The 18574-nt window shown below is 70.7% G+C and carries 12 protein-coding genes; 2 read left to right on the top strand and 10 right to left on the bottom strand.

The features are described from left to right. Nucleotide 1 precedes the first annotated feature (1 nt). From NBY69_RS09805 to NBY69_RS09820, 4 genes are all read right to left on the bottom strand, one after another. Complete coding sequence (locus NBY69_RS09805) at nucleotides 2-1630, bottom strand: ATP-binding protein (RefSeq protein WP_250299961.1); 1629 nt, start codon at nucleotides 1628-1630, stop codon at nucleotides 2-4. Between the two features lie 366 nt (nucleotides 1631-1996). Then, nucleotides 1997-4396: a phosphoketolase gene (locus tag NBY69_RS09810; protein WP_250299964.1), complete on the bottom strand. Its 2400-nt coding sequence runs from the start codon at nucleotides 4394-4396 to the stop codon at nucleotides 1997-1999. A 116-nt stretch (nucleotides 4397-4512) separates the two neighbouring features. Beyond that, a complete protein-coding gene (locus NBY69_RS09815; RefSeq protein WP_250299968.1) occupies nucleotides 4513-5376 on the bottom strand; it encodes a universal stress protein in 864 nt (287 codons plus the stop codon). Nucleotides 5377-5634: 258 nt separating this feature from the next. Then, nucleotides 5635-7389, bottom strand: a complete 1755-nt coding sequence (locus NBY69_RS09820; RefSeq protein WP_250299973.1) for a ricin-type beta-trefoil lectin domain protein — start codon at nucleotides 7387-7389, stop codon at nucleotides 5635-5637. A gap of 304 nt (nucleotides 7390-7693) precedes the next feature. On the opposite strand from NBY69_RS09820, the gene NBY69_RS09825 reads away from it, so the two are divergent. Together NBY69_RS09825 and NBY69_RS09830 are read left to right on the top strand one after the other, a co-directional pair. Continuing rightward, nucleotides 7694-8428 carry an SDR family NAD(P)-dependent oxidoreductase gene (locus NBY69_RS09825; RefSeq protein ID WP_250299976.1) on the top strand — a complete coding sequence of 245 codons (735 nt, stop codon included), beginning with the start codon at nucleotides 7694-7696 and terminating at the stop codon, nucleotides 8426-8428. A 176-nt stretch (nucleotides 8429-8604) separates the two neighbouring features. Continuing rightward, nucleotides 8605-10053, top strand: coding sequence for a glycoside hydrolase family 76 protein (locus tag NBY69_RS09830; RefSeq protein ID WP_250299982.1), 1449 nt, complete (start codon nucleotides 8605-8607; stop codon nucleotides 10051-10053). Nucleotides 10054-10102: 49 nt separating this feature from the next. Here the strand turns inward: NBY69_RS09830 and NBY69_RS09835 are convergent, their stop codons facing one another. The 6 genes from NBY69_RS09835 to NBY69_RS09860 all read right to left on the bottom strand — a co-directional run bounded on the left by NBY69_RS09835 (nucleotide 10103) and on the right by NBY69_RS09860 (nucleotide 18383). Beyond that, nucleotides 10103-10903, bottom strand: coding sequence for a VOC family protein (locus tag NBY69_RS09835; RefSeq protein WP_250299986.1), 801 nt, complete (start codon nucleotides 10901-10903; stop codon nucleotides 10103-10105). Between the two features lie 188 nt (nucleotides 10904-11091). After that, a complete protein-coding gene (locus tag NBY69_RS09840) occupies nucleotides 11092-12099 on the bottom strand; it encodes an ABC transporter substrate-binding protein (protein ID WP_250299990.1) in 1008 nt (335 codons plus the stop codon). Nucleotides 12100-12102: 3 nt separating this feature from the next. Then, a complete protein-coding gene (locus NBY69_RS09845) occupies nucleotides 12103-14097 on the bottom strand; it encodes a proline/glycine betaine ABC transporter permease (protein WP_250299993.1) in 1995 nt (664 codons plus the stop codon). Between the two features lie 58 nt (nucleotides 14098-14155). Further along, nucleotides 14156-15244 carry a glycine betaine/L-proline ABC transporter ATP-binding protein gene (locus NBY69_RS09850; protein ID WP_250299996.1) on the bottom strand — a complete coding sequence of 363 codons (1089 nt, stop codon included), beginning with the start codon at nucleotides 15242-15244 and terminating at the stop codon, nucleotides 14156-14158. Then, complete coding sequence (locus tag NBY69_RS09855) at nucleotides 15244-16803, bottom strand: GMC family oxidoreductase (protein WP_250299998.1); 1560 nt, start codon at nucleotides 16801-16803, stop codon at nucleotides 15244-15246. The genes NBY69_RS09850 and NBY69_RS09855 overlap by 1 nt, the downstream gene beginning before the upstream one ends. 71 nt (nucleotides 16804-16874) lie before the next feature. Further along, entirely contained in the window at nucleotides 16875-18383 is a 1509-nt protein-coding gene (locus tag NBY69_RS09860; RefSeq protein WP_250299999.1) for an aldehyde dehydrogenase family protein, read from the bottom strand. Between the last annotated feature and the right edge of the window lie 191 nt (nucleotides 18384-18574).

The raw sequence follows: 18574 nt of genomic DNA on the forward strand, positions 1-18574 counted from the left end.
CTCACGCCTGTCCTTCTATGGAATCGGGGGTGTGGGGGGAAGATCCGTCCTCGCCGACGTGCGGTCCGGAGCGTGGGTCGGGCACCGAACGGCCGCCTTCGAAGAAGGCCTCCATCCAGTCACCCGCCTCGTCGGGTGTCGCCGACGACATGGCGGGGGCAGCGGTTTCTCCGGCCGTTCCGGTCCCGGGACGGAACTCGTCGCGGCGCGAACGCCGGCGCGGGAGCCGGCCGGCCCGCGAAGGGTCCGGCGCGGCGTGCCGGGCGTGGCCGGGGGCGTCGTCCGCCCCGGGCCCGGGGGCGGTGGTGTCCGGGGCGGGCCGGGGGGCGTGCTCCTCGCCGTACACCGTCGCCGGTGTACGGGAGGCCTGACCCGGTACGGTCGGCGCCGGGCCTGCTCCCTCCGTCGTTCCTGCCGTGGCCCCGGGCGGTGATGCGGGCGGCGGTACGACGAGGGAGCGGTCGGCGGAGCTGCCGGCCGGGGCGATCGTCTCCAGGACGTCCGTGGGGATCAGTACGACGCCGCGAACACCTCCGTAGGGTGAGGGGCCCAAGTCGACGTGGAAGCCGTGGCGTTGGGCGAACCGGCCGACCACCGCGAAGCCGGTCTGCGGAATCTCACCGACGTCACCGACACCCAGCAGCCTGCGGCCCGAGGCGACTTCGCGTGCTTCGGCGAGCCGGTACTCGTCCAGACCCAGGCCGCCGTCGTCCACCTCGATGACGGCGCCGCGCTGCACGGTCCGCACCGTCACCGGGACCGCGGTGCTCGGCGGGGAGTACTCGGTCGCATTGGCGAGCAGCTCCGCCATCAGATGGATCAGCGGCTCGACGACGGGTGCGGCGATGCCCACGTCCGGGTCGCCGGACACCTCGATGCGGGTGTACGCGACGATCCGTCCGGAGGCGGCCCGTACCGCGTCCACCAGGGCCAGCGGCTTCTGCCACTGCTGGCCGGGCCACTCACCGCACAGCACCTTGAGGCTCTGGGCGTGCCGGGCCTGCTGGGTGGCCGCGTGGTCCACCTGCATGGTGGATTCGAGCAGTTCGGCGTCGGTCGGATACCGGTCCGCCAGCCCCGTCACGGCGGCCTGGATCCGGTGGGCCGACGTCTGGACGCGGCTGGCCAGTTCGACCAGGGCCAGTCGCTGCGACTCCTCGCGGTGTTCGACGGCTTCGTGCACCTCGGCCAGCAGCCGGTCCAGGAGTCCGGCCACGGTCTCGTCCAGCGGCCACCCGCCGGACAGCGGGCCCGGGTCCTGCCTGCCGTCGAGCGCGGCGGGCAGCCGCTCCTTGACGACGTGCTCGACCTCGGCCTGGATCAGGCTGTTCTGCTGCTGGGACCTGCGGCGCCATTCGGCGTCGAGGCGGGCCGTGTCGTCCGCGCGCTCCCCGGCGTCGCGCAGATGGCTCGCCGCCTCGGACCGGGCCTTTCTGAACTGCCCGCGCAGTCCGACCAGGAGCGCGAGATCCGACAGGGCGACCACTACGTAGATCACGACGGCTAGGGGACCGCTGGTCGTGCCGGACACCAGCGGCGCCGCGAACACGAGGAACGTGAGGACCAGAGCCGTCGGCCAGAGGTACTGCGTCCGGCGTGGTGGGGGTACGGACGCGGAGGAACGGGCCATGAAGAACCTTTGAATCGGCTTCGAATTGGCTGGGAACCGCTGCTCAGTTGGGGAGAACAACGGCCCCCACGGGGGCACTACAACGCTACGGCGCCGACGCATCCATCAGGAACAGACCTGGTACGGGCCTGCCCCGTCGGCACTCTGACAAGCTTTCACCCCGCACTACGGCTCATCTGTCCGTCTACCGGACGGCTTAGCGAGATCGTATAGTCGCCTTGCATATCCCCAGAGCGCTTTTCAGCCACTCTTCGGTCCTTCGGTCACCTTGGGACGCGGGAGGCGACGGCGCACCCGTCCGGCCCCCGGCTCTCCGGCAGTTACAGCTTGCGGGCCGCGCCGTGAGAAGTGCCGCCGGAACACACCTCAGGTCTCCAGAGGCAGCGGCTGCCAGGTCCAGTCGGCCACCTCGGGCAGGTCGGTGCCGTGTTCCCGGATCCAGGAGTGGTGCCGCAGCCGGGCGTCCTCCATCACCTGCCGGGTGTGCGTCGCGCGGACCGCGAGGCCCGGCACCCGGTCGATGACGTCCAGAACGAGCCGGTAGCGGTCCAGGTCGTTGCGTACCACCATGTCGAAGGGCGTGGTGGTCGTCCCCGATTCCTTGTACCCCCGCACGTGCAGGTTCCGGTGTCCGGCCTGGCGGTAGGCGAGGCGGTGGATGAGCCACGGGTAGCCGTGGTAGGCGAAGATCACCGGCTTGTCGCGGGTGAACAGCGCGTCGTACTGCCTGGCGGACAGTCCGTGCGGGTGCTCCGACTCGGGGAGCAGCCGGGCGAGGTCGACGACATTGACGACGCGGACGGCGAGCTGCGGCAGATGACGGCGGAGCAACAGGGCGGCTGCCAGCACCTCCTGGGTCGGGACGTCACCCGCGCAGGCCAGCACGACATCGGGTTCCTCGCCCTCCCGCTCGGTACCGGCCCACTCCCAGACGCCCGCCCCCCGCGCGCAGTGGGCCCGTGCCTCGTCCAGCGTGAGCCAGTCGAAGGTCGGCTGCTTCCCGGCGATGACCACATTGACGTAGTCACGGCTGTGCAGGACGTGTTCGGCCACCGAGAGCAGCGTGTTGGTGTCCGGCGGCAGGTACACCCGTACGACCTCGGGCGCCTTGTTGAGCACGTGGTCGACGAAGCCGGGGTCCTGGTGGGAGAAGCCGTTGTGGTCCTGGCGCCATACGTGCGAGGTGAGCAGGTAGTTGAGGGAGGCGATCGGGCGGCGCCAGGGCAGCGTGCGGGACACCTTCAGCCACTTGATGTGCTGGTTCACCATGGAGTCGACGATGTGCACGAAGGCTTCGTAGCAGGAGAAGAGCCCGTGCCTGCCGGTGAGGAGATAGCCCTCCAGCCAGCCCTGGCAGGTGTGTTCGGACAGGATCTCCATGACGCGGCCGTGCCGGTCGAGGTTTTCGTCGACGTCGCGGGTCCGGGCCTGCCAGGCCTTTCCGGTGGCCCCGTACAGGGCCTGGAGCCGGTTGGAGGCCGTCTCGTCCGGGCCGACGACACGGAAGTCGCGGCGCTCCTTCGTGGCGTCCATGACCGCTTCCAGCAACTCCCCCAGGACCCGGGTCGGTTCGTGGGAGGTCGCGCCCGGCCGGTCGACCCGCACGGCGTACCCGTCCAGGGGCGGCACGGGGAGCCGGCGGAGCAGCAGTCCGCCGTTGGCGTACGGGGTGGCGCCGAGCCGACGGGCGCCGTCAGGGACGCAGGCCAGGACCTGCGGGCGGGGGCTGCCGTTGTCGTCGAACAGTTCCGCGGGCCGGTACGAACGCAGCCAGTCCTCCAACTGCCGGAGGTGTTGCGGGTTTTCGCGTACGTTCGGCAGCGGCACCTGGTGGGCGCGCCAGGTGCCTTCGACCGGCAGCCCGTCGACGCTCACCGGCCCGGTCCAGCCCTTGGGCGTGCTCAGGACGATCATGGGCCAGCGCGGACGCACGGTGGCCCCGGCCTCCCGGGCGGCGCGCTGGATCCGTGCGATGCGGTCCAGCGCGGTGTCCATGGCCGCGGCCATGGCACGGTGGACCGATTCGGGGTCGTCGCCGGTGACATGGAGTACGTCGTGGCCGTAGCCGCGGAGCAGCTCGTCCAGTTCCGCCTCGGGGACGCGGGCGAGCACGGTCGGATTGGCGATCTTGTAGCCGTTGAGGTGCAGGATCGGCAGCACGGCGCCGTCGTGCACCGGGTCGAGGAACTTGTTGGAGTGCCAGGACGCGGCGAGCGGGCCGGTCTCCGCCTCGCCGTCACCGATCACACACGCGACCAGCAGGTCCGGATGGTCGAGCGCGGCTCCGTAGGCGTGGGAGAGGGAGTAGCCCAGCTCGCCGCCCTCGTGGATCGATCCCGGTGTCTCGGGTGCGACATGGCTGGGGACTCCTCCGGGGAAGGAGAACTGGCGGAAGAGCCGGGCCATGCCGTCGCTGTCCCGGCCGATGTCCGGATACGTCTCGGAGTAGCTGCCCTCCAGCCAGGAGTTGGCCAGCACGGCCGGGCCGCCGTGTCCGGGACCCCAGACGCAGACCGCGTCCTGTCCGCGCGCCTTGACGACACGGTTGAGGTGGGTGTGGACCAGGTTCAGCCCGGGAGAAGTGCCCCAGTGACCGAGCAGGCGGGGTTTGATGTGTTCGGGCCGCAGCTCCTCGGTGAGCAGCGGATTGCTCATGAGGTAGATCTGGCCGACCGCCAGGTAGTTCGCGGCGCGCCAGTGGGCGATCAGCGAGGCCAGCTCCTCGTCGCCGACCGATGCGCGTGCTTCCGTGCCGGTGTCGCCCATGGCATTCCTCCGCTGCGGTGGATGTCCTTGCCAGCCTTACGCCGAGCGGGCGGCGCCCGCGACCCGCCGGGACCGTCCGGGCCACCGGGCCGGAACGGCCGGGCGCCCGTACCGGCTCATCCGTGCGGGACGACCGCCACCGGGCAGGGCGCGTGGTGCACGGCTGCCGACAGGACGTGTCCCACCGGGGACGACCAGGTGGGACGGTTCCTGCGGCGGCCGACGACCAGCAGTCCGCCGCCCGCGGCGCCCCGTACGACGGCGCTCGCGGGGCTCTCCATCAGCACCCGGTCGACCGTGCGCACTCCGGGGAACTTCGCCCGCCAGGGGCGCAGCGCCTCGGTGAGTTCCCGCTGGGCTTCCTTGGCGACCTCACCCGACACGAAGGGGTCGATCCCGTCACGGGTGTAGGCGGGTGCCGGGAGGCTTCTGCCGTGCACGGCGCGCAGTGCGACGCCCCGTCTGGCCGCGGCCTCGAAGGCGAACTCGAACACGGCGTCGTACGGGCCGTGCAGACCCAGCCCCACCACCACGTCACCGTCCTGGGCCACGGGCCCGGTGTCCCGGCGCGCACGGACGAGAACGGTCGGGCACCCGGCCCGTGCCACCACGTGCAGACCGATGTCGCCGAGGAAGTAGCTGGCCAGCGGCGCCATGTCCCGCGAGCCGAGGACCAGCAGCTCCGACTCCCCGGCGGCTTCCAGCAGCGCGTGCGCCGGGTCCTCGGCGATCAGGTCCTCCATGACGGACAGGCCCGGGTAGCGCTCCTCGATGACGCGGCGCGCCCGGTCCACGATCCACTGGGGCCAGTCGTTCCGGTCGCCCTCCACGGCCTGCCGGGCCGGGTCCTCGGGTACCGGTACCCACGCGTGCAGCACGCGCAGGGTCGCGTGGCGCGACTCTGCTTCCTGGGCCGCCCAGTGGGCGGCGGACAACGCCTCGGACGTGCTGTCCAGGCCGACGGTGACGATCGGCGTCATGTCGATGCTCCGTTCCCGGCGGGTCCGCCTCGTCGACGCTCCGGTGGATGCGCCGTTTTTCGACCGCGGGCAGCCGCCTCACATTCTGCACCGCACCGGGACGAACCGCCTCTCGCTCCGGCTCCGGGTGCCGGTGTCCGGAGCCTCACGCCGGACGCCCCGACGCCGTAGGGCCGGGACAGCGGAGGGCCGGGACAGCGGATGCGCCGTCCCGGCCCCGTTTCCGGCTCGCTCGATCTTTAACCTGTGCGGCGCGGATCAGGTGGGCAGGGCCCAGATCTGATTCTGCTGGTTCGGCCGGGAGGTGCCGCAGTCACCGACGATGAGCGGGTTGTCGTCGGCGGTGAGAGAGGCGTAATCGTCCAGGCACAGGCCGGTCAGGCCGGTGTTCTGGAGGAAACCGTTGCGCTGGTAGGACCACTTCTGGGTGGCACGGCCGTCGCAGGGCTCCAGTACCGCCCAGTAGCCGGTGTACCTGCTGTCGTCGTTCCGGTACGAGGCGTCCAGGCACTGGCCGAGGGTGCGCACCGTGCCGTCGCCGGGCAGCGTCCACCGCTGGTTGGTGCCCGCGTCGCAGTTGTGGAGGACCACCGGATTGCCGGCCGCGGTGCCCGAACCGCTGTCGTCGACGCACTTGCCGCCGATCCCGGTGAGCTGGCCGGTGGGCTGCTGACCGGTGCAGCCCGCTCCGGGAGTGACCCGGAAGACGGCGGTGCTGTGGGCGTCGAGGGTGGCGCCGATGGTTCCGTCGGTGGTCGAAGTGGCGCCCGTCCAGAGGTCCTTGACCTTGGCCCGGCACTGGCTTCCGGTGAATCCGACCCCGGCCAGCGTGGTGCTCGCGGGGACCGCGGTGGTACCGCGGTTGAGGAGTGCGACGGCCCGGTCGCCGTTGGCGAGCGGCCGTGCGAGGACGTCCACCGTGCCGTCACGCGAGACGACACCCGCCTGCCGCCCCAGACCGTCCTGGTCGACCGCGATGACGTCCTTGTTGCCGAGGGTCTTCAGCGACGGCGCGGACAGCGCTGCGACATCGGTGCTGAGGATCAGCGGCGAGGCCATCATCGCCCAGAGCGACACCTGGGTCCGCGACTCGGCGTCGGTCAGCCCGTCCCCGGTGATCAGGAAGTCCGGGTCGTTCCAGTCACCCGGCCCCGAGTACCGCGCGAGCAGCGAGTTGTACCCGTACTGGGTCATCACTCCGCTGCCGTTGGACGTCTTGTCCCAGGCCGAGCCGCCCATGTGCAACATCTTGACGTCATTGCCCTCGCGCCACAGCTGCCCGCTCTGCGAGGCTCCGTCGATGACCGTGTACCAGTCGGACAGGTCGGAGACGCCGATGGAGAAGTACGCGGGCGACGACTCCGAGAACACCATGTCCCGCTTGGAGGAGTTGGCCTTCATCGCGGCGCCGAAGTCCTTGTACGCCTTGATGTAACCGCTCGCGCTGTCCGCCTCCGACGGCATGTTGCAGCCGTCGAGCTTGATGTAGTCCACGCCCCAGGCGGCGAACTGGTCGGCGTCCTGCTGGAAGTGGTTCCAACTGCCGGGGAAACCACCGCAGGTGTACGTGCCGATGTCCTCGTAGATGCCGAACTTCAGCCCCATGTCGTGCAGTCGGCGGCCCAGGTCGGCCATGCCCCGGGGGAACTTGCCGGTGTCGGTGACCAGGGCGCCCTGCGCGTCGCGTGCGTGGGTCATCCAGCAGTCGTCGACCGTGACGGTCCGGTAGCCCTTGGCCGCAAGCCCGTTGTCCACCAGAGCGCGGGCCTGCCCGAGGATCAGGCTCTCGGTGGGGCCGGTGTCACCGGGATTGGGGGCGTCGGGCCCGCAGCCGAACCGGGCCCAGTTGTTGAAGCCCATCGGTGGGGTCACCGCCAGCGCGTGGCCCTGCGGACTGGTGGCGGTCGTGGACGCTTCTGCCGCGGGGGCCAGCAGCGCGCCCACCAGTGCCGCTGCCACCGTCGCCGTCAAGGCGACACGTCTCGGGCGCCGCGACTGATGTCGGCTCCTCATGGTTTCGACTCCTGACATTGATACGCGTGCATGACAACGAATCAGATGGCCATCAGTGCAACGCACCAACGGCCCTACGTCAATAGGTGATTGAAACTCCGCCACTTCGAGCAGTACCGATCATTTTCAGCTCAGACCGAGCTGCGATCGTCGCGACCGGGAGAAGGCCGCACAGTCGCACCGGGCGCGCTTCCGCGTCCCGCCGACAGCGGTCCACAGCCGCTCCGTAGGGTGGAAGCCCCGGCGCGAACCCCGCGCCGGCCCCGGTCCGTCACGTCATCCGCACGAAAGCCAGAGGTATCCCATGAGCCGGCAGTTGGTCACTGTGGTCACAGGCGGCAGCCGCGGCATCGGCGCGGCCATCTGCAGGCGGCTGGCCGACGACGGTCACCATGTCGCTCTCGGATACCGCTCCGACGCCGCAGCGGCCGAGACCGTGGCCGCCTCGGTGCGCGAGACGGGCCGCCGTTGCGTGACCGTACGCGTCGACACCACCGACGAGGCCGCGGTCGACCGGATCTTCGAGACCGCGGCCTCCGAACTCGGCCCGGTCACCGGCCTGGTGAACAACGCCGGAGTCGGCGGTCCGCTCGGTCCGCTCGCCGAAGCGGACGCGGCCGGCATCCGCCACGCCCTGGACGTCAACGTCATGGGATACCTGCTCTGCGCCCGCCGGGCCGTCCGCGACCTGACCCGGACCGGCGGCGGGGCCGTCGTGAACATCTCGTCCGCCGCGGCGACCCTCGGCAGCCCGGGAGAGTACGTCCACTACGCCGCGGCCAAAGCCGCCGTCGACGCGCTGACCGTCGGCCTCTCGAAGGAGGTCGCGGCTGCCGGGATCCGGGTGAACGCCGTGGCGCCCGGCCTCGTCCGGACCGAATTCCACGAAGACCCCGAGCGCCCCGACAAACTGGCCTCGACCGTACCCCTGGGGCGGGCGGGCAACCCGGACGAGATCGCCGGCGCCGTCTCGTGGCTCCTGTCGGACGACGCCTCGTACACCACGGGGGCCGTCCTGCGGGTGGCCGGAGGCCGGTAGTCCGATCCGGCCGGGCGCCCGGCCGCTCCCCGCCCCGCGCCCGGCCCGGGGACCGGCACCCCCAAGATTGACATGTTCCTGATATTTTGATCGCCCGTTCCGTCCCGGGCACGCCCTCGCCGGCCCCGCCCTGTCGCGCGAGGCCCCGGTCCGCCCACCGACCCGGAAAGGCTCACATGCCCTCACCACGTAGACGCAGCGCACTGTTGGCAGTGATGTCGTGCCTGCTGCTCGGTTCGCTCCCGTCCGTGGCGTCCGCCGACGCCCGGTCCGCCCTCTGCAACAAGTACTGCGACGCCCGCGACCCCTCGGCGGCCTCGTCCGACCGGGTCCCGGTGAACACCACCATCTACTCGCGCAGCATCCAACTGCACCTCTCCGACAACGATGTCATGGGATGGGCCTCGATCGACAACGGCAACCCCGGGGACGAGGTCTGGCTGGACCGCTCCTTCGACGGCGGCCGGACCTGGGCCTCCGGCAGCAAACTGGGTGACACCAGGACACCCCAGGGATCGGGGGGTTGGCGCTCCCAGATGTACAACGTCGACGACTGGAACACCGCGGGGGTGGGCGCGCTCCGGGCCTGCGGCAAGGCCGGGGACCGCCCGGAGATCGCCTGTACCGGGTGGGCGCGTGTCGACTGGAACGCCGGAAGCAGGAGCACCGCCGCCGCGACCGCACTGATGATGTCCTTCGACCGCAACTCCGGCCTGTTCGGGGGCAACGGCTGGTGGACGAGCGCCAACGCACTGACGGCGGTCATCGACAACATCCGCGTCAGCGGGATGCCCAGCTACACGTACGCCGTCTCCAGCACCTACGACAAGAACATCGACGCGCAGGGCGGCAACTTCACCAACGACTATCTCGACGACACCGGGTGGTGGGGGCTGGCCTGGGTGGCCGCGTACGACCTGACCGGCGACAGCCGGTACCTCGACACCGCGCGGGCCGATGCCGACCACATGTTCGCCAACTGGACGGGCGCCTGCGGAGGCGGTGTTCTCTGGAACGAGAACAAGACCTACAAGAACGCCATCACCAACGAGCTGTTCCTCCAGCTCAACGCCGCACTGCACAACCGCATCCCCGGCGACTCGGCCTATCTGGACCGCGCCGAGAAGGAGTGGTCGTGGTTCAGCGCGAGCGGCATGATCAACTCCGACCACATGATCAACGACGGCCTGGACGACGGCTGTTCGAACAACGGGCAGCAGACCTGGACGTACAACCAGGGCGTGATCCTCGGCGGGCTGGCCGAACTGCACCGGGCCACCGGGGACAACACCCTGCTGGACACCGCGCGCACCCTGGCCGACGCCTCCACCACCCGGCTGGAGACCGACGGGGTGCTGCGCGAGCCCGGTGAGTCCGACGACTGCACCGGTGACGGCCCCTCCTTCAAGGGCGCCTATGTCCGCGGTCTCGGCAAACTGAACGGCGAGCTGACCGGCCACCCCTACGACACGCCGCTGGCCCGGTGGGCGAACGCCGCCCACGACAAGGACCGCAACGCCCTCGACATGTACGGGCCGCACTGGAACGGGCCGTGGGCCGGTACGCCCGACTACGGCTGCCAGCAGAGCACGCTCGATCTGCTCGACGCGGCTCCCGCGGGCTGAGCCGACGGGCCGACCGCGCGGGGGCACTCGACTGCCCCCGCGTATCCGGTCAGGTCATCGACGGGTCGCCCTTGATCAGCGCGAAGACCGCCCCGGCGGGGTCCTTCAGCAGCGCCAGCCGTCCGACGCCCGGCGCGTTGCTCGGCGGCATCAGGGTCGTGGCACCTCGCTCGGTGGCCGCCGCGAAGGTGGCGTCGCAGTCCTCGACCCCGAAGTACGGGTGCCACTCCGATGTCGAGCCGGCCCGGACGTTCTCCTTGGGGAGGGCCATGATGCCGCCCTGTGACGTGTCGTCGTCCTTGCCGCCGCCCGCCGCGGACACGACGGTGTAGACCATTCCGTCGCCCATGGGCATGTCCTCGTACTGCCAGGAGAAGACCGACCGGTAGAAGCCCTTCGCCGCCTGCGCGTCGGTGGTGTGCAGCTCGGTCCAGCAGAGCGAGTTGGGTTCCATGACCGTCTGAAGGCCAGCGTTCTCGCCCGGCTGCCACACTCCGAACTCACCGCCCGTCGGATCCGTGAACGCCGCCATCCGCCCCGCGGTGAAGACGTCCGTCGGGGGGACGCGGACCTTGCCTCCCCCCTGCTCGACGGCGTTGCGGGTGCTGTCGGCGTCCGGCGTGTGGAAGTAGACGGTCCAGGCGGATGCCGCCCCCTTCTCCGTCAACGGGCCGACGGCCGCGACCACCTTGCCGTCCCGCTGGAAGAAGCCGTAGCCGCCCGCGTCCGGACCCGCGGGCTCGAAGGTCCAGCCGAACACGGCGGTGTAGAAGGCGACAGCGGCGTCGGTGTCCGGGGACCCGAGATCGAGCCAGTTCGGTGCGCCCGGGACGTAGTCGGTCGTCAGCATGGGGAGATCCTCCGTCGTACGGGTGGTGGTGGCGCCCGCCGCCCGCGGCCCGGGAATGCCTCTTCCTCGACGGGCACGGCAGCCATCGGCTCTTGTCCGATGGTTACCGGCCGCACGCCCCTGCCGAAACGGGAAGCGGGTCCGGGGCCTGCGGACGGACCTCCATCCTCACCCGTACGGCCCGACGTTCACTTCCTGCCGGGGAGCCACTTCTTCCAGATGTCCGGATTCTGCTTCACCCAGCGCTCGGCCGCCTCGTCGGCGGTCAGGCCCTGCGAGGCGATCATCGCGGAGACCTTGTTCTGATCGTCCTTCGTCCACCTGAAGTTCTTCAGGAACGTCGCGGCGTCACCACCGGTCCTGGTGAACTCCGTGTTGAAGTACTTCTGCAGCGGAGTCGACGGGTAGGCGCAGTCGACGGACTTCGGGTCCTCGACCCCCTTGTCCCCGCACTTCGCGGTGTAGGCGGGGAGTGCGACCTCCTTCATCGGTACCTCGTTGAACAGCCACTGCGGCTCGTACCAGTACGTGAGGAAGGGCTTCCTCGCCTTGGCGAACTGCTGGATCTGGGTGATCTGCGCGGCCTCCGACCCGGCGAAGACCACATCGAAGTTCAGCTTGAGGTTCTTCACCAGCGCCTTGTCGTTGGTGACGTAGGACGGCGAGCCGTCCATCAGCTGGCCCTTGCCGCCGCTCTCCGCCGTACGCAGCTGACCGGCGTACTTGTTGAGGTTCTTCCAGTCGGTGACGTCGGGGTGCGCGTCCGCCCAGTACTTCGGCACGAACCAGCCGATGTGGCCGGTGACTCCGAGATCTCCGCCGGCGGTGATCGTCTTCTTCTCCTCGACGTACCGCTTCTCCTGGTCCGCGTGGCCCCAGTCCTCCAGGATCGCGTCGACGCGGCCCTGGCTGAGCGCGTCCCAGGCGGGGATCTCGTCCACCTGGACGGTGTCGACGCGGTAGTCCATCTCGTGTTCGAGCAGGTACGTGGCCACGGCGACGTTCGCCTGGGCCCCGACCCAGCTCTGCACCGAGAGCGTCACGGACTTGGCGCCCTTGGCCGCGGCGAACGGCGAGGACTGCTTGGTCATGTCGGCCGCGCCGCAGCCGCTGAGCGCGACCAGCAGGGCGCCCACTGCCAGGGCCGTCACGGCGATCGTGGTCCGACGGCTGTCTGTGATGCGGGTACCGGTCATGGCTCAGGCTCCCTTCCTGGTACGGCGTTCGGTGGGCTGGGTGACGCGGTCGAGCATCAGCCCCAGGCAGACGATGGCCACGCCCGCGACGAGTCCGACCGCGAGGTCACCCGTCGCCAGTCCGGTGACCACGTCGTAGCCGAGGGCGCCGCCGCCCACCAGGCCGCCGATGATGACCACGGCGAGCACCAGGACCACGCCCTGGTTGACGGCGAGCAGCAGAGCCGGGCGGGCGAGCGGGAGTTGGACCTGGCGCAGCGTCTGCCAGCGGGTGGCACCGAGCGACCGGGCGGCCTCCACCGCCGCGGGGTCGACCTGTCGCAGACCCTGGGTGGTGATGCGGATGACGGCGGGCAGCGCGTAGACGACTGCTGCCGCCGCGGCGGGTGCGCGGCCCACGGCGAAGAGCGCGACGACCGGGATGAGATACACGAACTGCGGCATGGTCTGCATGACGTCGAGGACGGGCCGCAGTACGGCTTCGGTCCGGCGACTGCCCGCGGCGAGCACGCCGATGCCGAAGCCGACGACGAGGGTGACCGCCAGGGCCGCCAGGACCTGGGAGAGGGTGTCCATCGAGGGCTTCCACATGCCGAGGACGCCGATGGCGCAGAGCGCGAGCACCGCGGTGAGGGCCGTCTGCCAGGTGCCGATGAGCCAGGCCAGGGCGGCGACGATCAGCAGCGCGCCCCACCAGGGCAGGCCGGTCAGTCCGTCCCGCAGCGGGTCCAGGACCCAGGACGTGAAGTGCGCGGCCCAGTCGGCGGTGCCACCGACCACCGGGACACCGGAGTAGAGGTGGTCGACCATCCAGCCCTTGAAGTCGTTGACGGGCCGGGCGATGGCGATCGTGGCGCCGTTCGGCCAGAGCGCGGATCCGGCCAGCCTGCCCGCGACCGCCACGACGGCCGTGACGGCGACCGCGAGGGCCCAGCCGCGCCGGCCGCGTACGGCCCGGGGACCGCTGGGTTCGCTGCCCAGCCGGGCGCCCGCGGCGGCGGTGGTGCGGTCCATGACGACGGCCAGCAGCACGATCGGGACGGCGGCGGCCAGGGCGCCGCCGACGTCCACGGAGGCCAGGGCCTGGTAGACACGGTCGCCGAGGCCCGCGGCGCCGATGAGTGAGGCGATGACGGCCATCGAGAGCGCCATCATGATGGTCTGGTTGAGCCCGAGCAGGATTTCCTTGCGGGCCAGCGGCAGCCGCGCGGTGATGAGCCGCTGCCGGGCGGTGGAGCCCAGTGAGGTGACGGCCTCCAGCACTCCGGCGTCGGCGCCGCGCAGTCCGAGCGCGGTGAGCCGGGCCATCGGCGGGGCCGCGTAGACGACGGTGGCCAGCAGAGCGGCCGGCACGCCGATGCCGAAGACGAGGACCACCGGCAGCAGATAGGCGAAGGCGGGCAGCACCTGCATGGTGTCCAGGACAGGGCGCAGCAGCCGGAAGAGCCGGTCGGACAGACCGCCCGCCAGGCCCAGGACAGCGCCTACGACGGCGGAGACGACGACGGCCACCACCATCAGCGCGAGTGTCTGCATGGTCGGCACCCACATGCCCAGCAGGCCGCTGACCAGGAACGAGATCAGCGCGGTGAGGGCGATGCGCGGTCCGGCGACCCGCCAGGCCACGAGTGTGGCGGCGGCGGTGACGCCGGTCCAGCCCAGGGCGAGGAGCAGCAGGTACACGGCTCGCACGGCGATGATCACGGCATTGCTGAGGTAGCCGAGGAAGTACAGGAACAGCGGGTGGGTGTCGCGGTTGTCGATGATCCAGTCGCTGACATCTCCCAGGGGCCGGGAGACGTCCACGGTCAGCGCGCCGGGCCACAGTCCACTGCCCCAGTGGGCGTTCGCGATCGGCACGAGGACGGCCGCGACGACGGCGAGTACCAGGAGTTTGCCCGGCCATCGGTGGAGCAGCGCGGCCCGGAGCCGCTCCGCGCCGTCCTTCGCGGACCGCGGGGTGCCGGTGCCGGCGGAGTCGGCGGTGGTGGCCGTCATGCCCGCCTCCGCCGCACGGTACGGGCGGGGGTGGTGCCCGGAGTCGGATGCGGGCGCATCAGGCGGCCACCTCCGCCCTGTCCAGCCGGGACACGACGGAGAGCAGACAGGCGTGGTCCACGACGCCCAGGCAGCGTCCGTCCTGGACGACGCGGACGGGACGGCCCGCGCGGACGACGACGTCGATGGCGTCACTGATGAGCGCGGTGGGGTCGAGGCTCTCGTCCTCGTCGCCCTCCGCGCCGACTGCCGGGCGCATGGCGCGGCGAACAGTGAGGACCTGTTCGCGCGGCACGTCACGGACGAAGTCCCGTACGTAGTCGTCGGCCGGGGATCCGACGATCTCCTCGGGGGTGCCGAGTTGCACGATCCTTCCGTCGCGCATGAGGGCGATGCGGTCGCCGAGTGTCAGTGCCTCGGACAGGTCGTGGGTGATGAAGACCATGGTGCGGCCTTCTTCCTTGTGCAGCCGGACGACCTCTTCCTGCATGTCGCGCCGGATGAGCGGGTCCAGTGCGCTGAACGGCTCGTCGAACAGCAGGACTTCGGGGTCCACGGCCAGGGCGCGGGCGAGGCCGACGCGTTGCTGCTGGCCTCCGGAGAGTTCGCTGGGCCGTCGCTGTTCCAGGCCCGTGAGGCCGACCTTCCGGATGAACTCGGCTGCTCTGGCACGTCGTTCGACCCGGCCCACCCCCTGGATCTCCAGCCCGTAGCCGACGTTGTCCAGGACCGTGCGGTGCGGAAGCAGGCCGAAGTGCTGGAAGACCATGGCGGCCCGGTGCCTGCGCAGTTCGCGCAGTTGGGCCTTGTCCATGGCCCGGACGTCCTCGCCGTCCATGCCGAGGCTGCCGCTGGTGGGCTCGATGAGCCGGGTCAGGCAGCGGACCAGGGTGGACTTGCCGGAGCCGGAGAGCCCCATCACCACGAAGACCTCGCCCTCGTGGACGTCGAAGGAGACATCGCGGACGGCCGCGGTGCATCCGGTGCGCTCGCGCAGTTCCTCGGCGGACAGTCCGGTGAGCGAGGCGTCGCCGGGGATCCGGTCGGCCCTGGGTCCGAAGACCTTCCACAGGTTACGGACGGAGAAGACGAGTGCGCGGGGGTCCGTCGCGGGCTCGGGGGCGGGGGCGGGTGCGGTGGTCGCCATCAGACGTCACCTCCCGGTTTCGGGGCCGCGGCCAGCAGTTCGGCGCACTTCTCGCCCACCATAAGGACGCCGATCATCGGGTTGACCGCGGGCATCGTCGGGAAGACCGACGCGTCGGCGATGCGGATGCCCGACAGGCCGCGGACCCGCAGTTCGGGGTCGACCACGGCCAGGGCGTCGTCGGCCGCGCCGATGCGGCAGGTGCCCGCCGGGTGGTAGACGGTGTGGGCGACCTTGCGGGCGTACTCGCTGAGGTCCTCGTCGGAGGTGACCTCGGGGCCGGGGCAGACCTCGCGCTTCAGCCAGTGGGCCAGCGGTTCGGTCTTCGCGATCTCGCGGGCGAGGCGGATGCCGTCGACCAGTGTCCGGCCGTCGTAGTCGTCCTCGTCGGTGAAGTACCGGAAGTCGAGGGCCGGTTTGGCCTCGGGGTCGGAGCTGGTGAGGTAGAGCCGTCCGCGGCTGCGCGGCTTGGGGATGTTGGGTGTCATCGACACTCCGTGCTCGGGCTTCTCGTAGCCGAGACGTTCGGGGTTGTCGGTGAACGGGATCTGGTAGAAGTGGAACATCAGGTCGGGCCCGCGGGATCCGGGGTCACGCCGTACGAAGAGTCCTGCGTCGGAGTCCATCGCGGAGTTCTCCGGGATGGGTCCGTCGGTCTCCCAGACGATGACCGACTCGGGGTGGTCGAGGAGGTTCTCGCCGACGCCCGGCAGGTCGTGCACGACGGGTATGCCCAGGGCTTCCAGGTCCTGCTGTGGGCCTATGCCGGACAGCATCAGCAGCCGCGGCGTGTCCACCGCGCCCGCGCAGACGAGCACTTCGCGCCCGGCCCGCAGGAGGATCTCCTCACCGTCCTTGGTACGGACGTGCACGCCGGTGACCCGGTTGTCCGCCAGTTCCAGCTTGTGGGCCCAGGTCTCCAGCATGATGCGGAGGTTGGGGCGGTCCCCGGCCTCGATGTGCGGGTGGAGATAGGCCACCGACGCGGAGGACCGCTTGTTGTTCTCCGGGTGGTAGGCGAGGTCGAAGAAGCCGACGCCCTCGTGGAAGGGCTCTTTGTTGAACCCCTCGACCCGCGGGACGTCCGCGGCCTGCTGGGCCGCCGCCACGAAGTCCCGGGCGATGGCGTTCCGGTCCTCCTCGTCCACGGCGACGATGTTGTTGCGGAGCCTGTCGAAGTAGGGGTCCATGGACTTCGCGTCCCAGCCGGCGGCGCCCCGCTCGGACCACTCGTCCCAGTCGCCGGGCAGCGGCTTGAAGGAGATCAGCGTGTTGTGCGACGAGCAGCCGCCGAGCACCCGGGCGCGGCTGTGCAGGATGTGCGAATTGCCGCGCGGCTGCTCGGTGGTGGGGTACGCGTAGTCGAGGTCGCCGCCCAGCAGGCCGAGCCAGCGCCGGAGGGTGAGGACGTCGTCGCGGTCGATGTCGGTCGGGCCGCCTTCGACGACGACGACGCTGACACCGGGGTCCTCGGTGAGCCGGGAGGCGATCACCGAACCCGCGGTGCCGCCGCCGACGACGACGTAGTCGGCGGTGAGCGTGGATATCTCGGAGGGCATGAGGCGTGGCTCCTTCTGCTTCTGCGAAGTGCTGGCGCGCTGAAGACGTGACGCGGTGAACAGAGAGGGGCTCAGCCCGCGAACCAGCGGACCGGTGCGGGCCGCAGGTTCTCGTAGATGTGCTTCGACTCGCGGTACTCGTCGAGGCCCGAGGGGCCCAGTTCCCGGCCGATGCCCGACTTGCCGAAGCCGCCCCACTCCGCCTGCGGGAGGTAGGGGTGGTAGTCGTTGATCCAGACGGTGCCGTGCCGCAGCCGGGCGGCGACGCGCCGGGCGCGGGCGGTGTCGCCCGACCAGACGGCGCCCGCCAGTCCGTACTCGGTGTCGTTGGCGAGGGCCACGGCCTCCTCCTCGTCGCGGAAGGACTCCACGGTCAGGATGGGGCCGAAGGTCTCCTCACGGACGACCTTCATCTCGCGGTGGCAGCCGTCCAGGACGGTGGGCAGGTAGAAGTAGCCGGTGGCGGGCCGCAGTTCGGACGGTTCCGGGCGCTGTCCGCCGCAGCGCAGCTTCGCGCCCTCGGCCAGCGCGGAGGCGACGTACGCCTCGACCTTGTCGAGTTGCTGCTGGGAGACGAGCGGTCCGCACTCGACGCCGTCGGCGGTGCCCCGGCCGAGCCTGATCTTCTCGGCGCGGTGGGCGAGTTCGGTGACGAAGCGGTCCTTGACGGACTCCTCGACGATGAGCCGGGCGCCTGCCGAGCAGACCTGGCCGCTGTGGATGAAGGCGGCGTTCAGGGCCTGGTCGACGGCGGTGTCGAAGCCGTCCTCGGTGGCGCAGGCGTCGGCGAAGACCACATTGGGGTTCTTGCCGCCCAGTTCCAGTGCGATCCGCTTCGCCCCGGCGACCGCGGACTGTGCGGCCCTGGTGCCGCTGGCCAGTCCGCCGGTGAAGGAGAACAGGTCGACCTGCGGGTGTTCGGCCAGCCGGGCGCCGACGGGGACGCCCGGTCCGGTGACGATGTTCGCCACTCCGGCGGGCAGACCGGCCTCCACCAGCAGCTTCACCAGGTGCACGGTGGACAGCGGGGTGACCTCGCTGGGCTTGACGACGAAGGTGTTGCCCGCCGCGAGGGCCGGTGCGATCTTCCAGCTGGCCTGCAGCAGGGGGTAGTTCCAGGGCGTGATGAGGGCGCAGACGCCGACCGGCTCGTGCACGACCACGCTGTGCACATCGGGCGATCCGGCGTCCACGACCCGGCCGCCGCTCTCGTTCGTCACCAGATCGGCGAAGTAACCGAAGGCGTTCGTGACGTCGTCGACGTCCACCCGGCCCTCTTCCAGGGTCTTGCCGGTGTCGCGGCTCTCGATGAGCGCGAGCTCCTCACGGTCCCGCTGCAGCAGTCCGGCGACCCGGCGGAGCAGGGCGGCGCGTTCGGCCACCGGGGTGCGCGGCCAGGTGCCCTGTCCGCCGTCGAAGGCGCGGTGCGCTGCCAGGACCGCGGCGTCGGCGTCCGCCGCGCCGCCCTCCGCCACGGTACGGAACGGCCGGGCATCGGCGGGGTCGAGAACCTCCCGTACGGCGCCGGATGCGGCGGCTCGCCACACCCCGTCTACATGAATGGTCTCTGCTGCCGACACGTTGTTCTGCCTTTCCTTACCCAGCACTTGCCACTGGTTCCGACCAGCGACTTGGTCACCTCCCCGATTGCTCTTTACCTATGCCTGAACTTCACCGGAAAGTGATCCGGCTCACCGAATGGACGTACGGAACCGGTCCGGCCCGCCCCGGCGAACGCACTGGTGCGTGGTCGGCGGGCCTGACCTGCTCC

Origin of the sequence: Streptomyces sp. A 4/2 (genome assembly GCF_940670765.1) — a bacterium.
Lineage (GTDB): Bacteria > Actinomycetota > Actinomycetes > Streptomycetales > Streptomycetaceae > Streptomyces.

Bases quoted from the DNA above. Each gene is read 5' to 3' on its own strand.
- NBY69_RS09805 (WP_250299961.1), bottom strand. From the start codon at position 1,630: ATGGCCCGTTCCTCCGCGTCCGTACCCCCACCACGCCGGACGCAGTAC.
- NBY69_RS09810 (WP_250299964.1), bottom strand. From the start codon at position 4,396: ATGGGCGACACCGGCACGGAAGCACGCGCATCGGTCGGCGACGAGGAG.
- NBY69_RS09815 (WP_250299968.1), bottom strand. From the start codon at position 5,376: ATGACGCCGATCGTCACCGTCGGCCTGGACAGCACGTCCGAGGCGTTG.
- NBY69_RS09820 (WP_250299973.1), bottom strand. From the start codon at position 7,389: ATGAGGAGCCGACATCAGTCGCGGCGCCCGAGACGTGTCGCCTTGACG.
- NBY69_RS09825 (WP_250299976.1), top strand. From the start codon at position 7,694: ATGAGCCGGCAGTTGGTCACTGTGGTCACAGGCGGCAGCCGCGGCATC.
- NBY69_RS09830 (WP_250299982.1), top strand. From the start codon at position 8,605: ATGCCCTCACCACGTAGACGCAGCGCACTGTTGGCAGTGATGTCGTGC.
- NBY69_RS09835 (WP_250299986.1), bottom strand. From the start codon at position 10,903: ATGCTGACGACCGACTACGTCCCGGGCGCACCGAACTGGCTCGATCTC.
- NBY69_RS09840 (WP_250299990.1), bottom strand. From the start codon at position 12,099: ATGACCGGTACCCGCATCACAGACAGCCGTCGGACCACGATCGCCGTG.
- NBY69_RS09845 (WP_250299993.1), bottom strand. From the start codon at position 14,097: ATGACGGCCACCACCGCCGACTCCGCCGGCACCGGCACCCCGCGGTCC.
- NBY69_RS09850 (WP_250299996.1), bottom strand. From the start codon at position 15,244: ATGGCGACCACCGCACCCGCCCCCGCCCCCGAGCCCGCGACGGACCCC.
- NBY69_RS09855 (WP_250299998.1), bottom strand. From the start codon at position 16,803: ATGCCCTCCGAGATATCCACGCTCACCGCCGACTACGTCGTCGTCGGC.